The organism is Bhargavaea ginsengi, from assembly GCF_900109165.1.
Taxonomy (GTDB): Bacteria; Bacillota; Bacilli; order Bacillales_A; family Planococcaceae; genus Bhargavaea; species Bhargavaea ginsengi.
The window spans coordinates 1-26661 of sequence record NZ_FNZF01000011.1; the positions used below are offsets into that span (position 1 = coordinate 1).

24 protein-coding genes, 1 tRNA gene, 3 rRNA genes, 1 other RNA gene and 1 other annotated feature are annotated in these 26661 nt (G+C 55.4%); of the genes, 5 read left to right on the forward strand and 24 right to left on the reverse strand.

Going from position 1 to position 26661, the window contains the following annotated elements; genetic code table 11:
- The 7 genes from BMX91_RS15265 to ffs form a co-directional block, all read right to left on the reverse strand.
- Nucleotides 1-192, reverse strand: a 16S ribosomal RNA gene (locus BMX91_RS15265); the annotation flags it as partial.
- Nucleotides 193-491: 299 nt separating this feature from the next.
- The gene (locus tag BMX91_RS15270) at nt 492-785 is read right to left on the reverse strand and encodes a pro-sigmaK processing inhibitor BofA family protein (RefSeq protein ID WP_245744489.1); all 294 of its coding nucleotides are present in this window, start codon (nt 783-785) and stop codon (nt 492-494) included.
- A 66-nt stretch (nt 786-851) separates the two neighbouring features.
- Nucleotides 852-1073 (reverse strand): YaaL family protein, encoded by a 222-nt coding sequence (locus BMX91_RS15275; protein WP_092056141.1) that lies wholly within the window; start codon nt 1071-1073, stop codon nt 852-854.
- 27 nt (nt 1074-1100) lie between these two features.
- The gene (recR, locus tag BMX91_RS15280) at nt 1101-1697 is read right to left on the reverse strand and encodes a recombination mediator RecR (protein ID WP_092056143.1); all 597 of its coding nucleotides are present in this window, start codon (nt 1695-1697) and stop codon (nt 1101-1103) included.
- Between the two features lie 79 nt (nt 1698-1776).
- Entirely contained in the window at nt 1777-2097 is a 321-nt protein-coding gene (locus BMX91_RS15285; protein WP_092056147.1) for a YbaB/EbfC family nucleoid-associated protein, read from the reverse strand.
- A 30-nt stretch (nt 2098-2127) separates the two neighbouring features.
- The gene (dnaX, locus tag BMX91_RS15290) at nt 2128-3906 is read right to left on the reverse strand and encodes a DNA polymerase III subunit gamma/tau (protein WP_092056149.1); all 1779 of its coding nucleotides are present in this window, start codon (nt 3904-3906) and stop codon (nt 2128-2130) included.
- Nucleotides 3907-4066: 160 nt separating this feature from the next.
- Nucleotides 4067-4332, reverse strand: an RNA gene (ffs, locus tag BMX91_RS15295) — signal recognition particle sRNA large type.
- Between the two features lie 99 nt (nt 4333-4431).
- Between ffs and BMX91_RS15300 the strand changes: the two genes are divergently transcribed.
- Nucleotides 4432-4524, forward strand: a tRNA-Ser gene (locus BMX91_RS15300).
- Nucleotides 4525-4688: 164 nt separating this feature from the next.
- On the opposite strand, the gene BMX91_RS15305 is transcribed toward BMX91_RS15300, so the two are convergent.
- From BMX91_RS15305 to BMX91_RS15315, 3 genes are all read right to left on the reverse strand, one after another.
- Entirely contained in the window at nt 4689-5258 is a 570-nt protein-coding gene (locus BMX91_RS15305) for an acetylglutamate kinase (RefSeq protein ID WP_322787476.1), read from the reverse strand.
- Between the two features lie 162 nt (nt 5259-5420).
- The gene (locus BMX91_RS15310) at nt 5421-6158 is read right to left on the reverse strand and encodes an HAD-IIB family hydrolase (RefSeq protein WP_092056153.1); all 738 of its coding nucleotides are present in this window, start codon (nt 6156-6158) and stop codon (nt 5421-5423) included.
- Nucleotides 6127-7338, reverse strand: a complete 1212-nt coding sequence (locus BMX91_RS15315) for a glycosyltransferase (protein ID WP_177168425.1) — start codon at nt 7336-7338, stop codon at nt 6127-6129. Before BMX91_RS15315 ends, BMX91_RS15310 begins: the two co-directional genes overlap by 32 nt.
- A 206-nt stretch (nt 7339-7544) precedes the next feature.
- Here BMX91_RS15315 and BMX91_RS15320 point away from each other — a divergent pair, with 206 nt between their 5' ends.
- Entirely contained in the window at nt 7545-8768 is a 1224-nt protein-coding gene (locus BMX91_RS15320; RefSeq protein ID WP_092056155.1) for a CDP-glycerol glycerophosphotransferase family protein, read from the forward strand.
- Between the two features lie 43 nt (nt 8769-8811).
- On the opposite strand, the gene BMX91_RS15325 is transcribed toward BMX91_RS15320, so the two are convergent.
- From BMX91_RS15325 to thrC, 3 genes are all read right to left on the reverse strand, one after another.
- Nucleotides 8812-9177 carry a GNAT family N-acetyltransferase gene (locus BMX91_RS15325; RefSeq protein WP_407640886.1) on the reverse strand — a complete coding sequence of 122 codons (366 nt, stop codon included), beginning with the start codon at nt 9175-9177 and terminating at the stop codon, nt 8812-8814.
- Nucleotides 9178-9305: 128 nt separating this feature from the next.
- Nucleotides 9306-10205 (reverse strand): homoserine kinase, encoded by a 900-nt coding sequence (gene thrB / locus BMX91_RS15330; RefSeq protein WP_092056157.1) that lies wholly within the window; start codon nt 10203-10205, stop codon nt 9306-9308.
- Nucleotides 10205-11284, reverse strand: coding sequence for a threonine synthase (gene thrC / locus BMX91_RS15335; RefSeq protein ID WP_092056160.1), 1080 nt, complete (start codon nt 11282-11284; stop codon nt 10205-10207). The genes thrB and thrC overlap by 1 nt, the downstream gene beginning before the upstream one ends.
- 162 nt (nt 11285-11446) lie before the next feature.
- Between thrC and BMX91_RS15340 the strand changes: the two genes are divergently transcribed.
- Nucleotides 11447-12820 (forward strand): aspartate kinase, encoded by a 1374-nt coding sequence (locus BMX91_RS15340; protein ID WP_092056191.1) that lies wholly within the window; start codon nt 11447-11449, stop codon nt 12818-12820.
- A 58-nt stretch (nt 12821-12878) separates the two neighbouring features.
- Here BMX91_RS15340 and BMX91_RS15345 read toward each other — a convergent pair whose 3' ends face one another.
- The 3 genes from BMX91_RS15345 to BMX91_RS15355 form a co-directional block, all read right to left on the reverse strand.
- Nucleotides 12879-13547 carry a deoxynucleoside kinase gene (locus BMX91_RS15345; protein ID WP_092056162.1) on the reverse strand — a complete coding sequence of 223 codons (669 nt, stop codon included), beginning with the start codon at nt 13545-13547 and terminating at the stop codon, nt 12879-12881.
- The gene (locus BMX91_RS15350) at nt 13544-14176 is read right to left on the reverse strand and encodes a deoxynucleoside kinase (RefSeq protein ID WP_092056165.1); all 633 of its coding nucleotides are present in this window, start codon (nt 14174-14176) and stop codon (nt 13544-13546) included. Before BMX91_RS15350 ends, BMX91_RS15345 begins: the two co-directional genes overlap by 4 nt.
- A 105-nt stretch (nt 14177-14281) precedes the next feature.
- Complete coding sequence (locus tag BMX91_RS15355) at nt 14282-15421, reverse strand: glycosyl hydrolase family 18 protein (RefSeq protein WP_092056167.1); 1140 nt, start codon at nt 15419-15421, stop codon at nt 14282-14284.
- A 96-nt stretch (nt 15422-15517) separates the two neighbouring features.
- Between BMX91_RS15355 and tadA the strand changes: the two genes are divergently transcribed.
- Nucleotides 15518-16060, forward strand: coding sequence for a tRNA adenosine(34) deaminase TadA (tadA, locus tag BMX91_RS15360; RefSeq protein ID WP_092056169.1), 543 nt, complete (start codon nt 15518-15520; stop codon nt 16058-16060).
- Between the two features lie 177 nt (nt 16061-16237).
- Here the strand turns inward: tadA and serS are convergent, their stop codons facing one another.
- The 3 genes from serS to pdxS form a co-directional block, all read right to left on the reverse strand.
- On the reverse strand, nt 16238-17518 hold the full coding sequence (serS, locus tag BMX91_RS15365; RefSeq protein WP_092056172.1) for a serine--tRNA ligase: 1281 nt from the start codon (nt 17516-17518) through the stop codon (nt 16238-16240).
- A 79-nt stretch (nt 17519-17597) separates the two neighbouring features.
- Nucleotides 17598-17809, reverse strand: a binding site (T-box leader).
- Nucleotides 17810-17860: 51 nt separating this feature from the next.
- Entirely contained in the window at nt 17861-19525 is a 1665-nt protein-coding gene (locus BMX91_RS15370) for a M4 family metallopeptidase (RefSeq protein WP_092056173.1), read from the reverse strand.
- Between the two features lie 276 nt (nt 19526-19801).
- Nucleotides 19802-20674, reverse strand: a complete 873-nt coding sequence (gene pdxS, locus BMX91_RS15375; protein ID WP_322787477.1) for a pyridoxal 5'-phosphate synthase lyase subunit PdxS — start codon at nt 20672-20674, stop codon at nt 19802-19804.
- A 101-nt stretch (nt 20675-20775) separates the two neighbouring features.
- Between pdxS and pdxR the strand changes: the two genes are divergently transcribed.
- Nucleotides 20776-22194 carry a MocR-like pyridoxine biosynthesis transcription factor PdxR gene (gene pdxR, locus BMX91_RS15380; protein ID WP_092056178.1) on the forward strand — a complete coding sequence of 473 codons (1419 nt, stop codon included), beginning with the start codon at nt 20776-20778 and terminating at the stop codon, nt 22192-22194.
- Between the two features lie 36 nt (nt 22195-22230).
- Here the strand turns inward: pdxR and BMX91_RS15385 are convergent, their stop codons facing one another.
- From BMX91_RS15385 to BMX91_RS15405, 5 genes are all read right to left on the reverse strand, one after another.
- A complete protein-coding gene (locus BMX91_RS15385) occupies nt 22231-23580 on the reverse strand; it encodes a serine hydrolase (RefSeq protein ID WP_218143885.1) in 1350 nt (449 codons plus the stop codon).
- Nucleotides 23581-23706: 126 nt separating this feature from the next.
- Complete coding sequence (gene guaB / locus BMX91_RS15390; RefSeq protein WP_092056180.1) at nt 23707-25170, reverse strand: IMP dehydrogenase; 1464 nt, start codon at nt 25168-25170, stop codon at nt 23707-23709.
- A 94-nt stretch (nt 25171-25264) separates the two neighbouring features.
- Nucleotides 25265-25750 (reverse strand): glutathione peroxidase, encoded by a 486-nt coding sequence (locus BMX91_RS15395; RefSeq protein WP_092056183.1) that lies wholly within the window; start codon nt 25748-25750, stop codon nt 25265-25267.
- Nucleotides 25751-26023: 273 nt separating this feature from the next.
- Nucleotides 26024-26139 (reverse strand): 5S ribosomal RNA (gene rrf / locus BMX91_RS15400).
- Between the two features lie 189 nt (nt 26140-26328).
- Nucleotides 26329-26661 (reverse strand): 23S ribosomal RNA (locus BMX91_RS15405); the annotation flags it as partial.

The window sequence follows — 26661 nt, forward strand, 5'->3', positions numbered from 1 at the left end:
GCGGAGGAAGGAACCATCCGGTATTAGCCCCGGTTTCCCGGAGTTATCCCGATCTTACAGGCAGGTTGCCCACGTGTTACTCACCCGTCCGCCGCTGAATCCGGAGAGCAAGCTCTCCTTCATCCGCTCGACTTGCATGTATTAGGCACGCCGCCAGCGTTCGTCCTGAGCCAGGATCAAACTCTCCATAAAGAGAGTATGAGTAAGCTCATACTTTAAAACTGGCATTTCATTCGTTCCGTTCGCCCGACGGGGTCGGGTTCCGGGAACTTCGTTCATCAGCGTTTTGCTGTTCAGTTTTCAAGGTTCATGTTGCTCGCCGCGGTGTATCTCTCTGCGACAGCTTAATTATAATATCATGCCCGTTTCAGGATGTCAACAAAAAGTGATTAACTTTTTATTTCTTTTTCGCTCCTGAAAAAAGCGACTTCCCTACTATACGACCGTAAGCATAAAAAGTCAAGCGCCGATCTGCATTTCCGCTCTTCCTCCTATAAAAGGACGGAGAGCGCGCAGACCGACGCAACGCCGGGGATTCCCAGAATGGCGATCATGAGGCCGGACATCAGATTCACCGGCACAAAAAAACCGAGCAGCCCCAGGCCGACGTTCAGAAGGAACAGGACCAGGAAAGCGGCGGCCAGACGGAACCAGAAGACGGACAGTTTTTCCGCGGCTGTATATAGAAGCCGCTTGTTGCGGACCAGGACGACGAGGATGAACAATCCGGCCGCAATGCCAATGGCGAGTTTCAGGACCGATCCCATCCTTTTTCCGTTTTTCACTCCGTGTCTACTGTATGCAGGCCAGCCTGCCGATATACCAAAAAAGACGGCGGCCGGAGCCGTCCGTCATTGCTTGAGGGATATGTTCCGCAGTCTCGCCTCTTTATATAGGTAAAAGTGGCGGGCTTCGGCCATCAGCCGTTGTGTGCGGGCGATGCCCTCGTCATCGAAGCGAGCCGCCTGGCGCTCGATCTCCTTTGCCTGCACCCACTCCTCGTGGGTTTCTGCGAGTAGACGGATCAGACGTTCATCATACTCACGCTTGAGTTTCTTCTTGCGGCCGAACATCCGGTGCCACTCCTTCTTTTCTGGATATCAGAGTTCTCTGCGGCCCTCAAGCGCCTTGGAAAGGGTGACTTCATCAGCGTACTCGAGGTCGCCGCCGACAGGGAGTCCGTGCGCAATACGCGTCGTGCGGATGCCGGACGGCTTGATGAGCCGGGAAATATACATGGCTGTCGCTTCCCCTTCGATCGTCGGGTTGGTCGCCAGGATCACTTCCTGGACCGTCTCATCCTGCAGACGCTTCAGGAGATCCGGGATATTGATGTCTTCCGGTCCGATGCCGTCCATCGGCGAAATCGCACCGTGGAGGACGTGATACAGGCCATTGAAGTCCCGCATCTTTTCCATGGCGATGACATCCTTGGGCTCCTGGACCACGCAGACCATCGTCTTGTTGCGGGACTCGTCTTTGCAGATCCGGCATGGATCCGTATCGGTGATGTGCCCGCACACCGAACAGAACGTGAGGTCACGCTTGGCGTCGACGAGTGCCTTTGAAAATTCAAGCACCGTGTCCTCTTTCATGTCCAATACGTGGAAAGCAAGCCGGGCGGCCGTTTTCGGCCCGATCCCCGGCAGCTTCATAAAGCTGTCGATCAGCTTGGAAATCGGTTCAGGATAATGCAATCGGGTTCCATCCTCCTCATGAAATATAAGAAACGGGCCGCCGCATGCTGCGTACCGGCCCGTCCGCTCGACGGAAATCTCAGAACATACCCGGGAGGTTGAGGCCCTTCGTGAACTGTCCCATGGTCGAATTGGTGAGTTCGTCAGCCTGCTTCAGTGCATCGTTTGTCGCGATGACGATCAGGTCCTGGAGCATCTCCACATCTTCCGGATCTGCAACCGATGGATCGACTGTCACTTCAAGCACTTCCTTATGACCGGAGACGATCACTTTGACCATGCCTCCGCCGGCTGTGCCCTCGAGGCGCTTTTCACCGAGTTCTTCCTGTGCCTCCGCCATCTGTTTCTGCATCTTCTGCATCTGTTTCATCATGCCTTGCATATTGCCCATGCCACGCATCTGTTTTCCTCCTCAATATTTAAGTAATGATCAATCATCATACACATTGACGGTTTCCTTGCCGAACAGTTTCTCGGCTTCGCCGACCAGCGGATCCTGCACTGGGGCGCCCGACTCCTCCAAGAATGACAGCGCTTCTTCCGCTGCTTCCTCGTCGGAACCGGATTCCTCTGCTTTTTCTTCACCGCCGGACGGTTTCTTGAGCCCGTTCTCACGGATGAATGTTTCACGGATCCGGAACCAGTCCTCTTCGGGTACGAAAATGGGATCGTAGGCATTTCCGGCCCGGGCGGACAGCCCCTGCGAAAGCGAAGCCAGAAATTCCGGATTTCCCGCAGCCATCCCGCAGTGGATCGCGTATTTGAATTTTAACACAAACGCCTTTTCCGACGCCGCTACCGGTTCGGCATCATTCAATAATGCTGCCTGTGATTTCTGCATGTCATTCAGGATGGACGCCCAGTTGGACTTGATCGCCCTGATATCCTCTTTTGTGGCGTTTGCCAGAACGTCCCGGATACGCCCCTCCTGCACCTGATAGCCGTTTTTCGACTTTGGTGCCGGACGGCGCCGCTCCGGAGCAGGACCTTCTGCGGCAGCAGGGATGCCCTGCTGAAGACGGCGGGTCAAGTCAGCCACCGTCTGCTCCAGCCGGCTCACCTGACGCTGCAGTTCCTCCGTGCCTTCGCCGGTCCCCGGAGAAACAGGCGCCGCGGACGCGAGGTTTCCTTCTGCCTGGATCATACGGAGGAAAGCCGCCTCCAGATATACCTTTGCATGGTTTGAAAACCGCATTTCCTGCTGCGTTTCCGACAGGATGCCGATGAATGCATACAGCCGCCCTTCCGGAAGTGCTTCCGATAGCGGCTTGAATCCGTCCGGTTCTGAGATGATCTCAAGCAAATCTACCATACCCGGCGCCGCCTTCATGACAAGCAGGTCGCGGAAGAATGTGATCAGATCCTCGGTGAGGCGGACGACATCCTTCCCTTCAGAAACAAGCCGCTCCAATAACGACAGCGCGCCTGCAGCGTCCTTGCTTGAGAGCGCCTCCGCGATTTCGCGGAACAGTTCCTCGCCGATCGAGCCTGTGACCATAACCGCATCTTCGGCCGTGACATCATCTCCACCGAACGATACGGCCTGGTCCAGCATGCTGAGCGCATCGCGCATGCCGCCCGCAGCCGCCTGGGCGATGACTTTCAGAGCCGGCTCCTCATAGGAGATTCCGCTGTCTTCCAGCACCTGCTCCATGCGATCCTTCAGATCCGTTCGCGATAGCGGCTTGAAGTCGAAGCGCTGGCAGCGCGAAATGATTGTCGGCGGCAGTTTGTGCGGTTCCGTTGTCGCAAGAATAAAGACGACGTGCGACGGCGGCTCCTCAAGAGTCTTCAGCAGGGCGTTGAATGCACTGTTCGAGAGCATGTGCACCTCATCGATGATATACACTTTAAAACGTGAATGGGACGGCGCGAACCGCACCTTCTCGATAATCTCCCTGATCTCTTCCACCCGGGAATTGGAAGCGGCATCGAACTCGATGACGTCCGTGTCCGAACCGTCCGTAATTCCGCGGCAGGAATCGCATTCGTTGCAAGGCTCATCTGTCGGCGCCTGGACGCAGTTCAGTGCTTTCGCAAAAATCTTGGCGGCACTCGTCTTCCCGGTTCCCCTTGGCCCAGAAAACAGATAGGCGTGGGTCGTCTTGTCCTGGAGGAGGGCATTCTGCAGCGTCTGCCTGACGTGCTGCTGCCCGCTCATCTCTCCGAATGCCTGTGGCCTGTAGGCCCTGTAGAACGCCTGATACATGTGCTGCTCCCTCCTTCCGGACTCATTTTCAATACACCAATTATACCATACGGCTGTTCCCCGCGCCCCTATCTTCTCCCGGCCGGGCAGGCCGTTTTTATGTATACAAAAAGCCCGTACGGATCTGATCCGGACGGGCTGATTACATGTCTATTAAATGCCGTGCACCTTTCTTCGACCGATGCACACAAGCGTTACTCCTGTCGTTGGCTCGGTTTAGGCTGCCCCGCGGCACATGGGGTTACCCACTTAATGCTGCTTCCTTCCGGACCTGACATGGTTCATGGGGCCTCATTGCGCAGGACCCAAACGTCTACACTACGTGCAGAAGGCAGGCCTTGCATGACAGCGGCCTCGGAAAGGGATTCAGTCCCGCTGGAGCGGATTGCGGGTTACAGGACACCGCTACCTTCCCACCTAGCACGGCGAGATTCATTATACGGCCTGGAAGAAAAAAAATCAACCTCAAGCTTTTGTCTCCGTTGACACCGGCATCCCTTCATGATAAATTAATTCCCGTGACATGGAGGAGTACCCAAGTCTGGCTGAAGGGGTCGGTCTTGAAAACCGAGAGGCGGGTAACACCGCGCGGGGGTTCGAATCCCTCCTCCTCCGCCATTTCACAAACACGCGCATAAAGTTGAGATAGAAAAAATACGTTGCTGATGCAACGATTTTTTCTCCCAATACATGATTGAAAATTTGAAACAACCAAAACACATTAATTAATGAAGCCGCCGGCTGCCGATGCTGGCGGCTTTTTCATTTTTTCCTTCCCCCAACTAAAGACCGAACTGCCGGATAATCGCGTCAGAAATCATATCAGACATTTCTAGAGCGGCCGATTCGATCCGGTCATAAACTTCAACTTCAAGCTCAAAGTTTTCTATGATCATGCACACGGCCTCGATCTTGGTCAGGGCAAGGTGTTCATAAAACATCGACTGCAATTCCGCCTTGCTGATATAGGGGTTCGCACTGCTGAGAAACTCAACGATTTCATCTGCGTTCCGGTACCAGTCCCGCTCAATCTGTTCGGCTTTTTCAGTCTCGCCGGCCTTTGCCGCCTTTACCAGATCTGCGGCGATGGTGAGATGTTCCCTGATTAGGGCTGCATACCGCTCTCCGGCCAGTTCGCCGTAATAAGGCTCGATCGCGTTCCCCATATCCTCCGCATTCCGGAGAAGACGGGTGACGGTGAATTCCGTGTCAGGCAAATCAAACACCAGGCTGATGATGGTCATCCGGGTCCAGGCAATATGCTGTTCCCAGAGAAGGCGCATATCGGCCTTTAGCCCGGCGGCTTCAGCGGTAACCAGGTTTCCCGTCCCGGCCATCGGCACAGGCATCATCGGAACGGCCACAAAGCCCACAGGCATGCCGCATTTACCGGGACACCGGCAAGGATACCTTTCCATGGATGATCCTCCCAAACATTCAGATGGGCTATCCTATTCTTATGGTGTCAGGACGGTTAACAAAAAAAGGCTCGCCACTCTCGGGCAAGCCGTCGATTACCTTTTTAACTCCGCAGCATCCCCGTGGAAGTGCATCCACGCCTCGAGTATGCCTCCCGCACAGGGACGGGTAGCCCGGAAAAGCGCATCATTCCCCTTCGCCTCCAAAAGTTCCGGCTGGGCGTTCGAGACCATCACCGCCGGATACCCCAGCATGAGCATGTCCAGGTCATTGCCGGAATCCCCTGCGACGAGGATACGGGCATCTTCGTCCGCAAACTTGCCGATCACGTGGCGCAGCGCTTCTCCCTTTCCGCCGCCTTCAGGCAGAATGTCCACATCACGGCCCGAACTGAAAATGAACGTATGGGGAATGCCTCTCTCTGCAAGGGCCATGCCGAGCTTTTCCGCCGGCCTGCCGCCTTCGGAAAAGAAAGAGACCCGCCTCGTGTCCGGAAGATCCTGCTGCCGGAGGCCGTGAATCTCCTCTGCAGCCCGCCGGACGGCTTCCGGCTCCCAGTTTTCCATCATCCGGCGCTTCCACTCGGGATCTTCAGAAAGATCCGGTCCGGCAAAGACAGATGTGCCGACATCGGTGATGAGGATATCGGGAACCGGCAGCCCTTCCTCACCGATCAGTCCCATCGCCGAGGCCCTATGGCGGCCCGTCACATAGGCAAGCGCGACACGCTCGGGAAGAGAATCATAATGTTCAAGCAGTTCGCGGAGCCCTGCCGCATCTCCGACAAACGTGCCATCCAGGTCAGTCGCCAGCAAATACCGGATCTTCTGCACGGTACAACACCTCGTATATGTCATGGATATCAGCCGCAATCTCCTGCCAGTTAAATGCTTTTCTCGCACGGTTCAGCGCCTGCCTGCCGAGGCGGTCTGCAAATTCAGGGTTTGATGCGATCCGCCTCATGCCCCGGGCCAATTCGGCCGGGTTTTTTGCAGAGACGAGAAGGCCGGTCCGTCCGTCCTGCACGACGTCCTGCAGCCCGCCCACCTCAGAGGCGATAACCGGAGTTCCGCATGCTTGCGCCTCTGCAGCCACCATGCCGAACGATTCGTAATAGGACGGAACAATGACGGCTGTCGCGCGGCAGAACAGATCGGCAAGTCCATGTTGGCTGAGCGGACCCAGGAAGGTCACCCGGTCCTCCATCCCCGCAACCGCCGCCCGGAGACGCGCCTTTAGCGGGAGCCCGCTCTGAGGATGAATGTCTTCCGCTGCACCTCCGGCCAAAATGAGCCTTGCATCCCTGCCGTGCCGCAGGAATATGCGGAATGCGCGCAGAAGTGTCAGGATCCCCTTTGTCTGCTCGAAACGCCCGGCATAGACGAAAAGGGGCGATTCGCCTTTTGCTGCTGAAAAAGGCCGCTCAAATGATCGGTCCACTCCGATTGAGACGACTGACACACTTGAACGTATTCCCGCAAAGTCCAGAATCATCTCTTTTTCAGTCGGCGTCGTTGCGATCACCCGGTCTGCCCGTCCCAGGATTTCTTTTTCTGCTCTGAGCCTTGCCTTTTCCACCTGGCCGGTCGCCTTTGCCTTGGCAATTCCGAGCGAGTGGGAAGTGTGGACAATACGGGTGCCGTATTCATCACGGATCATGAGGCCAAGCAGGCCGGAAAGCCAATAGTGTGTATGGATGATGTCATAGGTATCCAGGTCCATGATGGATTTCATCTCTTTATAGAAGGCGGGGAGAAGATCCAGCATATCGGACTTCGGAACGAACTCCTTGCGGCCGGCCGCAATCCGGATCACCCGGCACGAGCCGCCGAACCGCTCGATCTGCGGTGTGCCCGGGTCGCTCCAATGTGTAGCGACATCAACGCGCAGACCCCTTTCGGCCAGTGCCTCCGCCAGCTGGCGGACATAGTTGTTCTGTCCTCCCGACTGCTTTCCTCCCAGTTTCGCCAGAGGATCTCCGTGGTCTGAAATAAACAATATTTTTTTAGTCATAATCAGATGGACAACCCCTTTCTACTAATCTCCCCTCTGAAAAATGCAGAGTAGTATATAGGTATACCCGACTTTACTGATAACTAAACAAATTCTGGCATATTCCGCTTGAAACCGGGTAATGTTAAGGGAGTGTTAATAGAAAAAGAGAGAATCGGTAATATTAAGGTAATGTTAAGAGAGAATAGAAAGAAAGGCGGGATTTAATGGGGCTGAAACAAGAAAAATGGTACCGCCCGGCTGAAGTCGCGGCGAAGGTGGCAGCCGCCCGCGCGCTTGCCGCCGTCCTCTCCCGTCCAAAACGGGATATCGTCCTGGTCGGAGGAAACCTGGGCGAAAAATATGAAGATAATGCATCGGTCTTCCACAACTATCTGATCCGCGAACGACCGGATCTGGATGTGTACTGGATGTATGATCCATCCACAGATTACGTCCGAAAAGAGCAAATTCCCAATGCCGTCCCCCTCGGCAGCTTCCAGAACTATCTGCTGTTTTTCCGGGCGGCGTATACTTTCCACGGACATTCCCTTCTCTATGACATCGCACCCGGAATCGACCGGTATATCCATCTGAACAAAAAAACCGTGATGACCCACATCAGCCACGGCATCGAAGGGTTCAAGAAAATCCTGATTCTTCCGGAAGACAAACCGCTTCTCCGCCGGACGGATTACTTTAACTGTGCATCCCCGTACGAGAAGCACATCAAGCAGAACGGCTGGGGCGTCCCCGAGGAAAAACTGATCACGACCGGAATGGCACGGTTTGACCGGCTGAAGCCGGACAGTCCTGCCCCCGAAGTAAAAGATATCCTGGTCATGATGACCTGGCGGGAGTGGCTGTTCGGACTGTCCGAGGAAGCGTTCATGGAAAGCGACTACTTCCGTCGGACGACCGGGCTCCTGAATGATCCGGCTTTCCTCGGGCTCGTCCGTGAAAGGGAATTGAACGTAAAAGTAGCGCTCCATCCCTTCATGAAGCGGTTTGAACGGTATTTCCGGCAACTCCCGGGACAGGAGCGAATCCGCTTTTATTCCTTTGATGAAATTTCAATCAAGGAAGAGGTCGTTAGGGCGGACATGCTCCTGACCGATTACACGAGTGTATCCTGGGACTTCCTGTACCAGAACAAGCCAATCATCTTTTATATGTTCGACCAGGAAGAAATGGAGCAGCACCGCGGGACCTATCTGGATCTGGACGGTGAGCTGTACGGCTATAAAGCAAAAAGCCTGAGTGATGTGACAGCACTCCTGGGCCGCATCACGGCGGGAGCCAACACCAATCCGTTTTACAGAAAGGCCGGCGAGTACTTCCAATACTTTGATGATGACAATTGCCGGAGGCTCGCAGACCGGGTGATCGGGCCGGCCCGTTCTACCGAAAAATTAAAGTTCCGCACAGGTACCCTTCCCGCAGAGCCATAAAAGGAGCAGGCCCGTCACAGGCCTGCTCCTTTCTCATTTCAATTTAGTTTCCCGACTGCCGGTCATAATTCCTGAGGATCATGCCATTTGTCCGGTGCATGCCGAACCGCTCATAGAATGGAACGACGTCGTCATCGCAGCAGACGTCAATCATGTAGAGGTGATCCAGTTCGACGAACATCCGGCGGACCAGTTCCTGCCCGATGCCGCATCCCTGATAGCCGGGGAGCACTTCCAGTAGGGGGATATAAGCCGACAGGACGCCGTCACTCACGGCGGTGATGAAGCCTGCAACCTTTCCCGCTTCCCTGTCGAACGCGATCACCCGGTAGCTGCTGCCCTGGAGAAGCCGGAGATGGGCCTCTTCCGACGGTGGATTTGGCCACCCGACGAAAAACCCCTCAAGCATGCCGGTTGTGACTTCATTTATGTCTGTCCTATATTCCAATTTCAATCTGATCCGCTCCTTTTTCTTTTATTGGCTAAAAGAGCGGATGATCAAAAGTAAAGCAGCATTTCCGGTTCCTCCGATCAAGCTTATACTGAGATGGCGGCAGCACCGGCTGATGATGCCCGAACCGCTATCGGACGGTAGGCCGGGAACTCCCCGGCAAGCCGCTCCGCAAGCCGCTCTTCCGTCCCGGCTTCCGCCAGGACAAACACCGACGGCCCCGCGCCGCTCACGGCCGTGCCGAACGCGCCGGCTTCACGGGCAAAACGGCGGATCCGTTCAAATTCCGGGAACAGCGAGATGCGGTACGGTTCGTGGAAGACATCCCGCTCCATCATCCGGCCGGCAAGTTGCCAGTTCCCGGTTGCAATGGCTGCTGCCATCACACCGTTTGCCGCACTGCCGCATACCGCATCTGCATGACCCAGGCTTTCCGGAAGCAGTCCGCGCGACTCCTCTGTCGCAAGCGGACGGGCAGGAACGAGGACGACGCCCCCGATAACAGGCTGCGGGATATGCACCGTCTCCACTTGTCCGTCCAGGTAATGGGAAAATACCGCTCCGCCCATGATCGCTGCAACGACATTGTCGGCGTGGCCCTCGATGCCGCTGCCGATCCGGACTTTCTCCTCGACAGTGAGCCCGAGTCCGTACAGATGGTCAGCCGCCTCGATACCCGCCGCAACCGCGGTGGCACTGCTGCCGAGCCCCTTGCCGAGAGGGATGTCCGAGTGTACGGTGAGCCGGCACGGCTCTGCCTCCGCTCCGCTCAGTCGCGCGGTTTCCTGCATCGTTTTTACGATCAGGTTCTCTTCCCCGCCTGAAAGTCCCGCGTATTCTTCCCCTTCATAGACCACTTCCCAAAGGGCGGACCTTTCGGCTTCCACTTCCATATAGAGGGTAAGCGCCATTGCCGCACAGTCAAATCCGGGCCCCAGGTTTGCCGTCGTGGCCGGCACCCGGATGGCGAGCGTCGGCCGGCCCATCAGCGGACCTCCGCCTTGATGCCGCTGATGAATGTCTCGAATTCTTCCTGGGTGATCGGCTTACTGTCCTGATTGGCCAGGATGGCAGTGTCGGGATCCTTCAGCCCGTTGCCGGTCAGGATGCCAACAACCGTCGCCCCCCGCTTCAGGCCGCCGGACTCCAGCTGCTTCTTGATGCCGGCGATTGTCGCGCATGATGCCGGTTCGGCAAACACCCCTTCACGGGATGCGATCAGTTTGTAAGCTTCAAGGATCTCCTCGTCCGTCACGGCGAGGATATTTCCATTGGATTCAGCAAGCGCCGCTTCAGCAAGCTGCCAGCTTGCCGGGTTTCCGATCCGGATGGCGGTCGCAATCGTTTCCGGCTGCTCCACCGGCGCACCGTTCACAATCGGGGCTGCACCGGCCGCCTGGACGCCAAGCAGCTGAGGGCGGTCCGTTCCCCGCTTTTCAGCGTATTCCTTGAACCCTTTCCATGCGGCAGAGATGTTGCCCGCGTTCCCGACCGGAAGCGCGAATACGTCCGGCACTTTCCCGAGCTGCTCGATCGCCTCAAATGCGATTGTCTTCTGTCCTTCCAGGCGATACGGGTTAACCGAGTTCACGACTGCGATGTCGTCCCCGCCCGTCTCCCGGACCATCCTGAGCGCCTCATCAAAGTTTCCTTCAATTTCAAGGATTTCAGCTCCGTACATCTTTGCCTGCGCCAGCTTCCCGAGAGCGATCTTGCCTTCCGGAATAACAACTACCGTGCGCATGCCGGCACGTGCGCCGTATGCCGCGGCCGATGCGGAGGTGTTGCCTGTGGATGCACAGATCAGCGCCGATTTGCCTTCTTCCTTTGCCTTCGCGACGGCCATGACCATCCCGCGGTCTTTAAATGAACCGGTCGGATTGGCTCCCTCCGTCTTTACATACAGGTCGATGTCCCACTCACGGGACAGATTGTCCAGCCGGATCAGCGGCGTATTCCCTTCCTGCAAGGTGAGGGAAGGCGTGTCCTCCGTAACCGGCAGCCACTCCCGGTATTCTTCGATCAGGCCTTTCCAACGTTTCGCAGTTGTGTTGTTTGTTTCCATGTTGACGCCACCTCCGGATAAATGTACGCTATAAAAAAACATATGTTCATTGCATAAAGACATTATAGTCGGGTAGGTTGACAGAAACAACCCCTCCGTACTATATTTTAAAACAATTCATTCTGTTATGAAATGAAATTCAAAGAGATGGGATCTGATGAGATGAAAGTGTGTAAATTTGGTGGTACTTCGGTCGCGTCGGCGGAACAGATCATGAAGGTTGCCGGCATCATCTCATCCGACCGCACCCGGCGGATCGTTGTCGTCTCGGCTCCCGGGAAGCGGTATCCGGAAGACCGTAAAGTCACTGATATGCTGATCCGCCTCGCGGACGCTGCTCTTGACAATAAAGACACGGATCCGCTTCTTTCCGAAGTGGTCGGACGGTTCCGGCTGATTGCCGAAGGGCTCGGAATCGGTGCTGAATTCGCATCCACCGTCGAGGAAGATCTCCGCGGACGGCTTGACGAGGACCGTCCGCATGCAGGACGCTTCATGGACCTGATGAAAGCCGCCGGCGAGGACAACAACGCCCGGCTGGTCGCGGCCTATCTGAACCAGATCGGCATCGAGGCAGTCTACAAATCGCCGAAGGAAGCAGGCCTTATCGTCGAAGGGCCTGCCGGTGACGGCATGGCCGCCCCTGAATCCTACGAACGCCTGTCCGAACTCAAGGACGACCAACGAGTCATTGTCTTTCCCGGCTTTTTCGGCTATACAAAAGACGGTGTCCTATGCACGTTCGGCCGCGGCGGCTCCGACATCACTGGTGCGATCCTGGCTGCTGCAACCGGCGCCGACATGTATGAGAACTTCACCGACGTGGATGGTGTTTTCGCAGCCAATCCGACCGTCGTTGAAAACCCGGCACTGATCGGGAAAATGACATACCGGGAAATGCGGGAGCTTGCATACAACGGCTTCACCGTGCTTCATGACGAATCGCTCATGCCCGCATTTACCCACTCTGTGCCCGTCAACATCAAAAACACGAATAACCCCGCTGCCCCGGGCACGCTGATCGTGAAAGAACGCGACTGCAAGACCCAGCCGGTCATCGGCATCGCTGCTGACAGCGGCTTCAGCACGCTGTACGTCGACAAGTACCTGATGAACCGCGAGATGGGCTTTGGACGCCGCCTGCTCGGCATTCTCGAAGACGAGCAGATTTCCTTTGAGCATACTCCGACAGGGATCGACAACATGTCCGTCATCATCCGGAACAAGTTCCTTACCCCGGATAAGGAAGAGCGCATCCTGCGCCGCTGCTTTGACGAGCTGAAGGTTGATGATGCCCACATCAGCTCCGACTACTCGATGATCGTGCTTGTCGGCGAGACAATGCGCTATTCAAAGGGGCTCGCGGCCCGTGCCGCAATGGCGCTTGCCGGATCAGGCACGAATATCGAGATGATCAACCAAGGGTCATCCGAAGTTTCCATCGTGTTCGGCGTGAAAAAAGAAGACGAAGAAAAAGCACTGCGTGCGGTATACGACGAGTTCTTCGTCCCCGCCCATGCCCATACCTTTCGATAAGAAAAACAGAAAGCACCGCCCATCCGGATAATTCCGGAATGGACGGTGCTTTATCTTTTTATTTTTCCAGCAGATTGGCCTGCTTCATGAAGAAAGCCATGCGCTCCACGATGTCCTCGGTTGCGTCGGGATCCTTCAGAAGGTCGTAGTCCTTGATGTCAAGGCGCAGCACCGGGCAGGCACTGAACGAGTCGATCCAGCGGGTATAGCGATCGTACATCTCTTCCCAATACGCAATTGGAGTCGACTGCTCCATCGGCCGTCCGCGTTCTTTGATCCGCTCGAGGATATGGTCAAACGACCCTTCCAGGTAGATCAGCAGGTCAGGGTGCGGGAAGTACGGCGTCATCACCATGGCTTCAAACAGCTCGGTGTAGGTGCCGTAGTCGACAGGGTCCATCGTCCCCTTCTCGTAATGCATGCGGGCGAAGATGCCGGTGTCCTCGTAGATCGACCGGTCCTGGACGAAGCCGCCGCCGTATTCGAACATGCGCTTCTGTTCCTTGAACCGCTCCGCGAGGAAATATACCTGGAGATGGAAAGCCCATTTCTCGAAGTCATCATAGAAACGTTCGAGATAAGGGTTGGAATCCACTTTCTCGTAAGAGGTGCGGAAATTCAGCGCATCGGCAAGCGAACGGGTCATCGTCGACTTCCCGACGCCGACCGTCCCGGCAACCGTGATGACGGCATGCTTCGGGATATTATATTTTTCTCTGAGGTTCATTCTGTTACTTCCTTTCCGATCACCTGGTCAATCTGTTCCAGTATGTACTTGCGGTCCTCCGCATTATGAACAAAATCGTACCGATCCCCGCTAAAACGCAGCACCGGAATTTCCGGATGCGCCGCCTCGAACCGGTCGATGAACACTTCATAGTCAGACGATAGCTGCTTCATGTATTCCGGATCCATGTTTTTTTCGAATTCCCTGCCGCGCATGGCGATGCGCTCCATCAGGGTATCCAGTCCCGCATGGAGGTAGACAATGACATTCGGCATCGGCATATCGGCCGTCAGGATACTGTAGATCTGCTCGTACTTGGTGTACTCCTCAGCCTTCAGTGTTCTTCCCGAAAAGATAAGGTTCTTGAAAATATGATAATCCGCGACGACGGGACGGCTGTCTTCCAGCACTTTCTTGATGTCGCCGAGCTGTTTATACCGGTTGCACAAGAAGAACATTTCTGTCTGGAAACTCCATTCATCGATGTCTTCGTAGAATTTATTGAGGAACGGATTTTCATCCACGATTTCCTTCAGCAGCCGGAATCGGTGCGCTTCCGCGATTTCGCCGGCGAGCGACGTCTTGCCGACACCGATCGGCCCTTCGACCGCGATAAACGGAACATGCATCCGGATTCCCTCCCTTTCATAAGTTGACACTTCATTTTATCACAGGCGGCGTTGCCGGCATATGAAAAAAGCCGGGTCCATCTCCGGTAGAAGATGGATGCCGGCTCACAGCTGTTTCACGTGGAACATTTCGTCGAGCAGACGCCAATTTTGCGGAAACGGGAACGACAGATGCCAATAGGAAATGCCCATCAGACCCAATTCCTTGATCAGGTCGAATTTCGCCTTGATGGAGCGGGCATCCTCGAACCAGACCACATGCTCTTTTCCGTCCCTCCAGTAGTTGAAAAACGGCGCCTGTGACGTCTTGTCGTACTGGATAGCGGCATTGCGTTCCCTGGCGCGGGCCAGGGCTGCCTGCGGGCTCAGGCCCTGTGCCGGAGGGTTCCCCGGTTTGAACGGCAGCGTCCAGTCGTATCCGTACAGGTTCTGTCCCATGAGGATCTTGCTTGGCTGGATGACGCTTTTCGCAAACTCGAGCACATCCCGGACAGGTCCGATCGGCGACACAGCCATCGGCGGACCTCCGCTATAGCCCCATTCATAGGTCATGACGACGACAAAATCCGCAATGCCGCCAATTGCCCCGTAATCATGCCCCTCATACCAGACACCCGGCTGGTCGGCGCTCGTCTTGGGTGCAAGAGCGACCGACAGCGTAAGTCCCGGATCGAGCCGGCCCTTTAGTTTCCTGAGAAAAGCGGTGTATGCATCCCGGTTTTCCCTTCCCAAAAACTCGAAATCCATATGGACATCTTTCGCGCCCTTTTCACGGGCAAGCGTGTTGATTTCACCGATCAGCCGCTCCTGTGCGGCTTCGCTTGCAAAGATCTGTTCAGCAATTTCTCGGCTGAATGCGCCTTCCTCCAGGTTCATGACGACAATCGCCGTCTCGGCACCCGCTGCCTCCGCCGCTTTTTCGATCCCGCCCCAGTCAAACAGGACAAGCGAACCATCACGCCGCACTTCGTAGCCCGCCGGCATGACATAGGTCAGGAGCCCTTCCCTTTTCCGGATTTCATCGATAAGTGAGGCAGGCGGTGTTGCAGTATACCACTCCGCATATCCATTCACCGTGATCTCCGGCCGGTCCTCTGGCGGCGTCTGGGGGATGACCAGCGCCTGCCCGACAACGAGGACGTCGGGATCCGGCAATTCGTTTGTCGAGGCGATGTCCGCCGCCGGCACTCCGTATTGCCGGGCAATCGTATACAGGCTATCCCCCTGTCTGACAACATGAATCATCTGTTTCCCTCCTTGGGCAGTCCGGTCCATCATATGCCGGGAACCGGAAAAGCGTGATACACTAGGGAGAAATCCAGTTATTCAGGAGGTTCCGGGATGGACAGGAACGAACGGTTTACTAACAACGTCTCATCACAACAGGACCGGCAGTTCATGGAGCAAGCCATCCTGGAGGCAAAAAAAGCCGAAGCGATCGGCGAAGTCCCGATCGGGGCCGTCATCGTCCTGGACGGCAAAGTGATCGCTGCCGCCCATAATCTGCGCGAACAGGACCAGGAAGCGACGGCACACGCCGAACTTGCGGCTATCACCGAGGCCTGCCGAAAAACCGGCAGCTGGCGCCTGGAAGACACTACCCTCTATGTCACCCTTGAGCCTTGCCCGATGTGCGCGGGAGCCATCCTGCAGTCCCGTATTCCGAGAGTCGTGTACGGGGCGCGCGATCCGAAGGCAGGATGCGTCGATTCGCTTTACCGCCTGCTCGATGATCCCCGCTTTAACCATCGTTGCGAAGTCACCGATGGCGTGCTCGGTGAAGAGTGCGGCGCGCTGCTCACAAACTTTTTCCGCGGTATCCGCGAGCGGCGGAAAGCAGAGAAGCTGGCCCGCCGGGAGCGGGAGATGGGGCAGGAAGAGTAATGATGGAAAAAGAGCAGGTTAGGGGCATGCGCAAGCTGACCCTTTTGGTCCGAAATCAGCTTCCCTGCCGCTCGATCAGCCTAACATTAGCTTCAATCATGCCTGATATTAGCCGTTTCTTAATGCAGAATCAGAAAAATCCCCACAGCCTTCGGAAAGGCTGTGGGGATTATACATTTATTTCGCTTCGATTTTCTCTTTGCCGCCCATGTAAGGACGGAGGGCTTCAGGAATGATCACCGAACCGTCTTCCTGCTGATAGTTCTCGAGGATGGCGGCGACGGTGCGGCCGATGGCAAGTCCGCTGCCGTTTAGCGTATGGACAAATTCAGGCTTCGCACCCTGTTCCCGGCGGAAGCGGATATTCGCGCGGCGTGCCTGGAAGTCCTCGAAATTCGAGCACGACGAGATTTCCCGGTAGACGCCCTGTGTCGGGATCCAAACTTCAATATCGTACTTTTTCGCGGCGGTGAAACCGAGGTCGGCGGTGCACATCTTGAGGACGCGGTACGGCAGTCCGAGAAGCTGCAGCACCTTCTCCGCATGACCTGTCAGTTTCTCGAGTGTCTCATACGAGTCTTCCGGCTTGGCGAAGTGGACGAGCTCGACCTTGTTGAACTGGTGCATCCTGATGAGTCCGCGGGTGTCCCGGCCGGCAGATCCCGCTTCCGAACGGAAGCACGCGCTGTACGCGGCATAGGCATGCGGAATGTCGGCTCCGCTCAGGATCTCGTCGCGGTGGAAGTTTGTCACCGGAACTTCCGCCGTCGGGATCAGGAAGTAATCTTCCTCTTCAATGAGGAACGCATCCTCTTCGAACTTCGGCAGCTGCCCGGTGCCGGTCAGGCTTGCGCGGTTGACCATGTAAGGCGTGAGCATCTCCTCATAGCCGTGCTCTTCTGTATGGAGGTCCAGCATGAATGCGGCAAGCGCACGCTCAAGCTTGGCTCCGGCGCCTTTGTAAAAGACAAACCGGCTGCCCGTCGTCTTCGCGGCACGCTCAAAATCCAGGATGCCGAGATCCGTGCCGACTTCCCAGTGCGGCTTTGCTTCAAAGCCGAATTCCGGCAGTTCGCCCCACTTGCGCACTTCGACGTTGTCGTCTTCGCTCTCGCCGACAGGTACGCTATCATGCGGAATGTTCGGCACGCGCATCATGATGTAGTTCAGGTCCTCTTCGACGGTATTCAGTTCTGTGTCCAGTTCCTTGATGCGGTCGCCGAGCTCGCGTGTTTTCTTGATCGCCTCATCGGCGTTTTCCTTATTGCGCTTCATCTCGGCGATTTTCTGGGATGATTCGTTCCGCTCCGCCTTGAGTTCCTCGACCTGCGTGATCAGCTCGCGACGGCGGGTATCGAGTTCTCCAAAGCGCTCGAAATCAGCCAGGTCCTCCCCGCGTTTTGACAGCTTCTCTTTGACTTCTTCGTAATGTGCCCTTACATACTTGATATCCAGCATGTTGGCCGCCTCCTATTCATTGGTTTTCCGGCGATGAGGGGGTTCCGTGTCCATACAAAAAAGCCCCCGTCCCCCTATAAAAAGGGACGAGAGCCACCCGCGTTGCCACCCTGATTGGCCGCAGATCGCGGCCCGCTCAATGGAATAACGGTCCATGCGCCGGCCGGGCCTACTGCTTGGTTCAGCCCGGCTGCTCAGGGACGGATTCACGGACGCCCCTGCCGGCTCGCACCACCCGCCGGCTCTCTGAAAAAGGCATTTCCCGCTACTGCTTCCCCTCATCGTCTCGAGTGTGAAATTATCCTCACTGTACTATAAACAGGGGGAAATGGCAAGCGGGACTCAGTAGACGCCGACCGCGCTGAACGCCTGCTTTACGGAAGCAACTTCTGCGCTGGACGCACCGTACAGGTCGGTTGCCGCGCGTACTGCCGAGGCGCGGAAATGGCTGTAGTTCGACGTCGGAGTCAGGTATTGCGTGAGTGTACGGTACATGACCTTGCCGACCTTGTCGTTGCCGATTCCGGTAACCTTCACGCCGTAATGAGTGCCGCCGTTCGCGAGGAGATAGGCCATCTTGTTGCCGATGCCGGAGTTGATGTGCACGCCTCCGTTATCCTGCGTGCCCGTGTAGCGCTTGGAGTAGTGGTCCGGGTCTCCGGCAAGTGTCGGGTCCGCCATTGAACGGAGCGCGTCACCCGGTGTGCCCGGCGTATAGATATCCTCGCCCATCAGCCAGTCCGGGTTGTTGTTGAAGTGGTACTCAGTGAGCGTGCCGAAAATATCCGACATCGACTCGTTGATCGCACCCGACTCGTTCTGGTAGATCAGGTCTGCGGAAAAGTCGGTGACCGCATGCGTCAATTCGTGGGCGACCACGTCGAGCGAGCCTGAGAATGCCCGGAAGTTGTATCCGTCCCCGTCGCCGTAGATCATCTGGGAACCTGTCCATCCGGCATTGTTGTAGCTGCGCCCGTAATGCACGGTAGAGACAAGTTCCGCGCCCGCATTGTCATAGCTGTTGCGGTTATGGACGTTTCGGAAGTAGTCATATGTCCAAGCGGCGTACGTATGGGCATCGACCGCTGCCCGGTCATAGGAAGTATTAAAGCGATTGTCCGCATCCAGCCATAGGGAACCCGGAATGCGCGTCTGGTTCCTGCCGTCATACGTATAGATGCCGTTTCCTCGCGTCCCGTCAAACATATAGTAGCCGTCGGCCGTGCTGAACGTCTTGAACGTTTTGGAGTCCCCGAGGACGCCTGTACCGGAGCCGGTCACGACCGTGCCGCTGATGGCATCTGTGCCGCCTTTGTTCTTGCCTCCTTTTGCCTCATGCATTTCGTTCAGGCTCTCGATGATTTCCCCTGTCTTGGCATCGACTAATACGAGGAAGTTCCCCGGGGCCGGGTCGAGCACTTCAAATCGCATCCGGTAGGCATAGCGTGCCTCCCCGTCCAGCGCATGGATGACAAGTTCAGGACGCTCTTCGTTCTCAAACTTGTCCACCTTATCACCGAGCTTTTTCTCGACCGCTTCCTTGCCGATTCCGTAGGCATCCGCCTTCGTGACCTTATTCTGGCCGGCAAGCGACGACTTCTTCTCCAGGTTTGGCACTGCCGTTCCGGAGACAGCGGTCAGCACGCCGTTTTTGTCCACATGCGCGGTGAGCACCGAACCGAAGACCGGCGTTCCCATATGTTTTTGCTGAAGGCGCACGTGAGTGTAGCCCAGCTCATCCTTTTCCTCGGAAAGGACTTCAAATGTGGAAGCTGCCTCCCCGCTGTACCTGAACAGGTCCTTTTCCTTCTTCAGGTAATCAAGGACAATGGAAGGCGCCGGCTTAGCAGACGGCTTCGTCAATTCTCCCGAGACAAGATGCGGAACGTTCAGATCCTCATTTTTCGAAACCGATACACCCTGCCCTTCTGCGGACGCCGGCCCTGCGGCGAGCGACAGCGCCATGATGGCTGCTGCTCCGATCCCTGCAAGCTTTCGTTTGTTCATTCCCTCTTCACTCCCTGAACAATGATGGCTCCGTATGTACGGTAGGACTTCATCATAGATGGAGTTCAGAATCATTTGAATAGGCTGTTAAAACTCTTTTTCCACTTATATCCGGCGTTCTTTTGTTTTCATAATAAATGGTAATTCAGTAAGGATAAATTCACCCAAATTCTTCCAGATGCCATTTGAATAAAAGACACTTCTCATATGAGAGGGGTGATATTCCCTATAAAAAAACACGGCCGGATAAAATCTCTTCCGGCCGTGCCTTAATACTCAGATGCCTCGCTCGCTCATCCTCTCACCGGCCGCAAGCGCACCGATTTCGAGTCCTTTCATAGGTGTTCCGATTCCCTTGGACAGTTCGCCGATAAGCGCATAGTCCTTATAGTTCCGTGTTGCCTGTACAATAGCCTCCGCAAACTTCTCAGGGTTATCAGATTTGAAGATGCCGGAGCCGACAAAGACGCCGTCCGCGCCGAGTTCCATCATGAGCGCAGCATCCGCGGGCGTCGCCACGCCGCCTGCTGCATAATTCGTGACCGGCAGCCGCTTTGTCTCGCGGATCGCAAGCAGCACATCGTAAGGTGCTCCGAGGTCGCGGGCTTCTGTCATGAGTTCATCATCATTCATGTGGACGACGCGGTTGACCTGGGCATTCACCTTCCTGAGGTGGCGTACCGCTTCGACGATGTTTCCGGTGCCCGGCTCACCTTTTGTCCGGAGCATCCGGGCCCCTTCTCCAAGTCGCCGCGCGGCTTCACCGAGATTGCGTGCACCGCACACGAACGGCACGCCGAAGTTGCTTTTCAGCAGGTGGAACTCCTCGTCCGCCGGTGTCAGCACTTCACTCTCATCGATGTAATCAACTCCAAGTGCTTCCAGCACGCGCGCCTCCGAGATATGGCCGATTCTTGCTTTTGCCATGACCGGAATGGACACTGCATTTTTGACTTCCTCGATGATGCGCGGGTCCGCCATCCGGGCGACACCGCCCGCAGCACGGATGTCTGAAGGTACTCGCTCAAGCGCCATGACCGCGACCGCACCTGCAGCCTCCGCCACTTTTGCCTGTTCTGCATTAATGACGTCCATGATGACGCCGCCGTATTGGAATTGCATGAATAATCGTCTCCCCTTTTTTGCTATGTTCTGACTTCATATTCGATTATAATGAAATGTGACCATATTAAAATGATCAGTTCAAACCTAATTGATAAGGTCAGATTTTCAGAAGGGATGGAACAGCGATGCTTATTGTCCCGATTAGGAGAGATGGCGGCGGCCCGATCTATGCCCAGATCTATGAAGGCATCCGCCGTATGATCCTGGAAAATTCCCTTCCGGTCGGCTCGAAGCTGCCGTCCAAGCGGAAGTTCGCCGAACACCTCGGCGTCAGCAATACAACAGTTGAACTGGCTTATGAGCAGCTTCTGGCGGAAGGTTATATTACTTCAAAGCCGAGAAGCGGGTTTTACGTGCAGGATATCGGCGAACTTGCCTACGCCCAGCCAGCCGATGATCAAAAAGCAGCTTCTCCCCGCCTGCCCGAGAAAAAAAAGTACCGCCATGACTTTTCCCCGGGACGCATCGACACCGGGGCATTCCCGTTTGACGAGTGGAGGCGCCAGGCCAAGAATATAATCGATCGGGCTTCGGCAGATTTCCTGCTTCTCGGCCACCCTCATGGAGACCCGGAGTTGCGCCGGGAGATCGCGAAGTACCTGAACCATTCCCGCGGGGTCCGCTGCACGCCCGAGCAGATTGTCATCGGGTCGGGAACCGAGCAGCTTATGCCTCTCGTTATCCGTCTTCTCGGGCCGTTTACCGTGTATGCAGTCGAAAACCCCGGCTACCCCCTTACGCACCATTTGTTCCGTCAGAATGACCGGATGACCGTTCCCATCTCCGTGGACGGACAGGGCATAGATGTCGGTGTCCTGGAGGAATCAGGCGCTGATGCCGTCTACGTCACACCTGCCCACCAGTTCCCTACAGGTGCGGTTCTTTCAGCCAACCGCAGGAACCGTTTGTTGAATTGGGCGGCGGAAAAGCCCGGACGCATCATTATCGAAGATGATTACGACAGCGAGTTCCGCTATGGAGGGATTCCGGTCCCCGCGCTTCAGGGAATGGACCGCCATGGACGTGTCCTCTACCTCAGTACATTTTCAAAATCACTTATGCCGTCTCTTCGTATCGCCTATATGGTTTTGCCTGAGCCTCTTCTGGAACGATACAGCGAACTGTTCGCCCATTATTCATCAACTGTCCCCCGGCTGGAGCAACAGATGCTTGCGGGCTTCATGGCAGATGGCTCGTTTTCACGCCACCTGAACCGGATGCGTAAGGTTTACCGGCGCAAGTACATAGCGCTTACGGCAGCCCTGGGGCCATATGCGGGCTTAGTCAGCCATGAGGAGAGCCAGGCGGGCATGCATCTCAAGCTCACCGTAAGGACCTCCTGGAGCGCCGAAGAGCTTGTCCGGCTGGCTGCGGATGCCGGCATCCGTGTTCAGTCGGCGGCAGCCTACTCCATCGTCAGGACGGAGCGTGAATTTCTTCCCGAAATTGTTCTCGGCTTCGGCAGTATTCCCGAAAACGATATTCCCGGGGCAATTTCCCTTCTGATGGATGCATGGGGCATCAAAAAAGACGGAACGGCCTGAATCGGCCGTTCCGTCTTTATTTTCGTATTGAAAGGATCAGAACAGACCCTTCACCCATCCTGTGGACTTATCCCAGATGCCGGCGAAAAAGTCGCCGATCGCCTGGAGTGTCAGTGAGAACCAGCCCGCTTTTTCGACGGCTTCCTTTGTCACAACATCGATAGAGGCAGGAGTCCCGTCCACATTGCCGTAAACTGGCTGCCCATCGGCATGGACGATGTTCGCCTTCCCGACAGAAGTGCCTTCTTTGACCGGCGCCTCGAGCTCGCCGTCCTTCATCTTGGATTCATCTGCAATGAATTCCGCCGTGTACTTGTCCTGATCGGAGGATTTCACAAGCATCGTGACCGGCTCCGTGAGGCCGATCTTCACTTCTTTTTCCTCGCCCTTATTCACAGGAAGCGCTTCGTTTCCTTTGAACGCATGGTCTGCAGGCAGGATTTCAGCTTTTACGAACTGATTGAAACCATAATCGAACAGCGAACGTGCCGCATCAAAACGCGCCTTATAGGAACCGTTTCCTTTTTCATCAACCGCTTTTAATACAACAGCGATCAGGCGTGTATCATCCCGTTTTGCGGTTCCTGTGAAGGAGTGGCCCGCCAGGTCGGTCGTTCCTGTCTTCAAGCCATCCACGCCCTCATATTCATACACGAGGCCCGGGAGCATAAAGTTCCAGTTATCCATCTGGATGGCATCCGAAGTACCTTCGCGGAACACTTTTTTCGGTACGCTGGTCGCTTCCAGAACTTCCGGATAGTCTTTCAGCAAATGGTAGGCCAGGAGCGCCACCGATTTGGCCGGCATGACGTTCTCGTCGTTCTCGCCTGTGCCTTGCGGGTGCATGCCCTGCAGGTACGAGTTGTTCAGACCGGTCGAGTTGACGAATTTGTAGTCTTTCAGGCCAAGTTCCTGTGCTTTTTCATCCATCAGCTTGATGAACTTGGTTTCCGAACCGGCAAGGGTTTCCGCGATGCCGATGGTCGCCGCGTTCGCCGAATAGATGGCAAGCGCCTCATACAGTTCACGGATCGTATACTTCTCGCCGTTGCGCAGCGGAACGTTGCTCAGGCGGCGGTCCTGTGACACGGCATAGGCATAGTCTGATACCGTATATTCCTGCTCCCAGGTGATCCGTCCTTCCTCGATCGCCTCAAACAGCAGGTATTCAGTCATCATCTTGGACATGCTGGCAATGCCAAGTGTGGCATCCTCGTTTTTCCCGTATAGGATCTGCCCGGTATCCGCATCAATCAGGATGGCGGCATCCACACGGAGGCCAAGGTCTTCTTCCGCGGAAACCGCGCCGGGTGCCGCGAATATGGTCATCATAAGAACCGGTACGATCATGAGGATCGCAAGGATTCTCTTAAGCTTGTGATTCAATGTGGTCCCTCCGAAATACTTATTTCAACCGCTTTATTTTAACATAGAACGGGCATCACCGCTTGCTGCTCAACGAAAAAAATGCCTTTCCGCCCAACTCGGGGGCGAAAAGGCATATGAATTGCATTACATGGAATAGTTGGGTGCTTCTTTGGTGATCTGAACATCGTGCGGGTGGCTTTCGCGCAGGCCTGCACCCGTCATGCGGATAAACTGTGACTCTTCGCGAAGGGCCTGGAGATCCTTTGCACCGGCATACCCCATGCCAGCTCGGATTCCTCCGATAAGCTGGTGGATTGTGTCGGAAAGAGGTCCCTTGTAAGGTAGGCGGCCTTCGATGCCTTCCGGTACGAGCTTTTTCGCGTCTTCCTGGAAGTAACGGTCCTTCGACCCGTGTTCCATCGCCCCAACGGAGCCCATGCCGCGGTATACCTTGAAGCGGCGGCCCTGGAAGATTTCCGTTTCGCCCGGGCTTTCGGTTGTTCCGGCGAGGAGGCTTCCCAGCATGACAACGTGTCCGCCGGCTGCCAGTGCCTTGACGATGTCTCCGGAATACTTGATGCCTCCATCCGCGATGATCGACTTGCCGTGTTTGCGCGCTTCTGTCGCGCAGTCATAGACTGCCGTGATCTGAGGAACACCGACTCCCGCGACAACACGTGTCGTGCAGATCGAACCCGGTCCGATGCCGACTTTGACAACGTCCGCGCCGGCCTCGAAAAGTGCACGGGCACCTTCTGCCGTCGCCACGTTGCCCGCCACGATGTCCAGTTCCGGATAGGCTTCACGGATCTGCTTGACCGTGTCGATGACACCTTTAGAGTGACCGTGTGCCGTGTCGATGACGATGACGTCTACCTCAGCCTTGACCAGCTGCTCAAGACGCAGCATCGTATCCGATGTTACACCGATTGCGGCACCGACGAGCAGTCGGCCCTGGGTGTCTTTCGCCGCTTTCGGGAACTCGATCACCTTTTCGATATCCTTGATGGTGATCAGGCCTTTCAGGATGCCTTCTTCGTCGACAATCGGAAGCTTTTCGATTTTGTATTTCTGAAGAATCTTTTCCGCTTCTTCGAGTGTCGTCCCGACCGGTGCTGTCACCAGGTCATCCTTTGTCATGAAGTCCTTGATTTCACCGGAATAGTCTTCGATAAACCGCATATCACGGTTCGTGATGATGCCGACCAGCTTCAGTTCTTCCTCGTTGTTTACGATCGGCACGCCGGAAATCCGGTATTTGCCCATAAGATGCTCGGCGTCAAAAACCTGATGCTCGGGTGTCAGATAAAACGGGTTCGTGATGACGCCGTTTTCGGAGCGCTTGACCTGTTCCACCTGCTCCGCCTGTTCTTCGATGCTCATGTTTTTGTGGACGATGCCGATTCCGCCCTGACGCGCCATGGAGATCGCCATCTTGGCTTCGGTCACCGTGTCCATGCCGGCGCTGATAATCGGGAGGTTGAGCTTGATCTTGTCAGTGAGCTGAACAGAAAGATCCACTTCTTTTGGCAATACTTCCGATGCAGCCGGAACCAGCAGCACATCGTCAAACGTCAGGCCTTCCTTGGCAAACTTGGTCTCCCACATATCGTTTTACGCCCCCATATCGCTGAATATTATTGTTAGGTTATCAACGTGAAATTGGGCTGTCAAGAAACAACGTGAAGTAAAATTATTCCCATTATTCGCTTAGTTGATTCTTGATGTCACTACGGATTTTTTCAGGTTTCGTCTTGGGTGCATACCTCTCAACCGGACGTCCGTCCCGACCAATGAGGAATTTCGTAAAATTCCACTTTACATCTCCGCCGAGAAGTCCCTTCGTTTCAGTGGTCAGATACTTGAATAGCGGATCCGCATTATCCCCTTTCACATCAACCTTTGCATACATCGGGAACGAGACACCATAATTCCTTCTGCAGAAGTCCATCGTCTCATCAATGTCATTGAATTCTTGGTTCATGAACTGATCACTCGGGAAGCCGAGAACCGTAAAACCCTTATCCTGATACTCTTGGTAAAGTGCCTGGAGTCCGTCAAACTGGTTCGCGAAACCGCATTTGCTGGCAGTATTCACAATCAGGACAACCTGCCCCTCATAGTCGGAGAGTGCCTGTTTGGTGCCATCTGCCTTTTCTACTTCAAAGTCATAGATTGTTGCTGCCATCCTTGCCACTCCTCTCATTTGAGTTAAACTTACCGCGGCGGCGGTTGGATGGCAAAAGATATGAATCCATGAGGAGAGGTTTATTGTCATTTAAGTGAAGAAATCATGGTTTGCGATTTCCGACTATGACTCTCTTAAATTCAATGTATAAGAGAAAGCATAAAGCAATTACCTCTAGGAGGGCTTGTCGGATGTCAGTGAACGTTCCCAAGATGAGTCCTCCGGACTGATTTTCCGCACAAAAAAACCGCCTCCATAAGGAGACGGCCTTGTGCCCAGCGACGTCCTACTCTTGCAGGGGGAAGCCCCCGACTACCATCGGCGCTGAAGAGCTTAACTTCCGTGTTCGGGATGGGAACGGGTGTGACCTCTTCGCCATTATCACTGGACCTGAGCTTGTTCGCTCAAAACCGGATAAAACAGACATTGTATCGTACATACCGAATCTTTCCATGTGCCATGGTCCGGCCTCAGCGGCTAGCTGCTTGGTCATAAGCCGTCCAGCTATGCGGGTCAGGACCCGCTCCGCCGTTCGTCTTATGCCTGTTGCAGCTGTTCAGCCGCTTCGGCACTTCCTTGAGGAGAAGTCCTCGATCGATTAGTATCCGTCAGCTCCATGTGTCGCCACACTTCCACCCCGGACCTATCCACCTCGTCTTCTTCGAGGGATCTTACTGGCTTGCGCCATGGGAAATCTCATCTTGAGGGGGGCTTCGTGCTTAGATGCTTTCAGCACTTATCCCGTCCACACATAGCTACCCAGCGATGCCCTTGGCAGGACAACTGGTACACCAGCGGTGTGTCCATCCCGGTCCTCTCGTACTAAGGACAGCTCCTCTCAAATTTCCTGCGCCCGCGACGGATAGGGACCGAACTGTCTCACGACGTTCTGAACCCAGCTCGCGTACCGC

Bases quoted from the DNA above. Each gene is read 5' to 3' on its own strand.
- BMX91_RS15305 (WP_322787476.1), bottom strand. From the start codon at position 5,258: ATGATGCCTGTGCCGATGGCCGGGACGGGAAACCTGGTTACCGCTGAA.
- guaB (WP_092056180.1), bottom strand. From the start codon at position 25,170: ATGTGGGAGACCAAGTTTGCCAAGGAAGGCCTGACGTTTGACGATGTG.
- BMX91_RS15340 (WP_092056191.1), top strand. From the start codon at position 11,447: ATGAAAGTGTGTAAATTTGGTGGTACTTCGGTCGCGTCGGCGGAACAG.
- BMX91_RS15315 (WP_177168425.1), bottom strand. From the start codon at position 7,338: ATGACTAAAAAAATATTGTTTATTTCAGACCACGGAGATCCTCTGGCG.
- BMX91_RS15325 (WP_407640886.1), bottom strand. From the start codon at position 9,177: ATGCTTGAGGGGTTTTTCGTCGGGTGGCCAAATCCACCGTCGGAAGAG.
- BMX91_RS15350 (WP_092056165.1), bottom strand. From the start codon at position 14,176: ATGCATGTTCCGTTTATCGCGGTCGAAGGGCCGATCGGTGTCGGCAAG.
- thrB (WP_092056157.1), bottom strand. From the start codon at position 10,205: ATGGGCCGGCCGACGCTCGCCATCCGGGTGCCGGCCACGACGGCAAAC.
- BMX91_RS15395 (WP_092056183.1), bottom strand. From the start codon at position 25,750: ATGGCAGCAACAATCTATGACTTTGAAGTAGAAAAGGCAGATGGCACC.
- thrC (WP_092056160.1), bottom strand. From the start codon at position 11,284: ATGGAAACAAACAACACAACTGCGAAACGTTGGAAAGGCCTGATCGAA.
- serS (WP_092056172.1), bottom strand. From the start codon at position 17,518: ATGCTGGATATCAAGTATGTAAGGGCACATTACGAAGAAGTCAAAGAG.
- BMX91_RS15355 (WP_092056167.1), bottom strand. From the start codon at position 15,421: ATGATTCATGTTGTCAGACAGGGGGATAGCCTGTATACGATTGCCCGG.
- pdxR (WP_092056178.1), top strand. From the start codon at position 20,776: ATGCTTATTGTCCCGATTAGGAGAGATGGCGGCGGCCCGATCTATGCC.
- BMX91_RS15320 (WP_092056155.1), top strand. From the start codon at position 7,545: ATGGGGCTGAAACAAGAAAAATGGTACCGCCCGGCTGAAGTCGCGGCG.
- BMX91_RS15345 (WP_092056162.1), bottom strand. From the start codon at position 13,547: ATGAACCTCAGAGAAAAATATAATATCCCGAAGCATGCCGTCATCACG.
- BMX91_RS15285 (WP_092056147.1), bottom strand. From the start codon at position 2,097: ATGCGTGGCATGGGCAATATGCAAGGCATGATGAAACAGATGCAGAAG.
- dnaX (WP_092056149.1), bottom strand. From the start codon at position 3,906: ATGTATCAGGCGTTCTACAGGGCCTACAGGCCACAGGCATTCGGAGAG.
- tadA (WP_092056169.1), top strand. From the start codon at position 15,518: ATGGACAGGAACGAACGGTTTACTAACAACGTCTCATCACAACAGGAC.
- BMX91_RS15275 (WP_092056141.1), bottom strand. From the start codon at position 1,073: ATGTTCGGCCGCAAGAAGAAACTCAAGCGTGAGTATGATGAACGTCTG.
- BMX91_RS15370 (WP_092056173.1), bottom strand. From the start codon at position 19,525: ATGAACAAACGAAAGCTTGCAGGGATCGGAGCAGCAGCCATCATGGCG.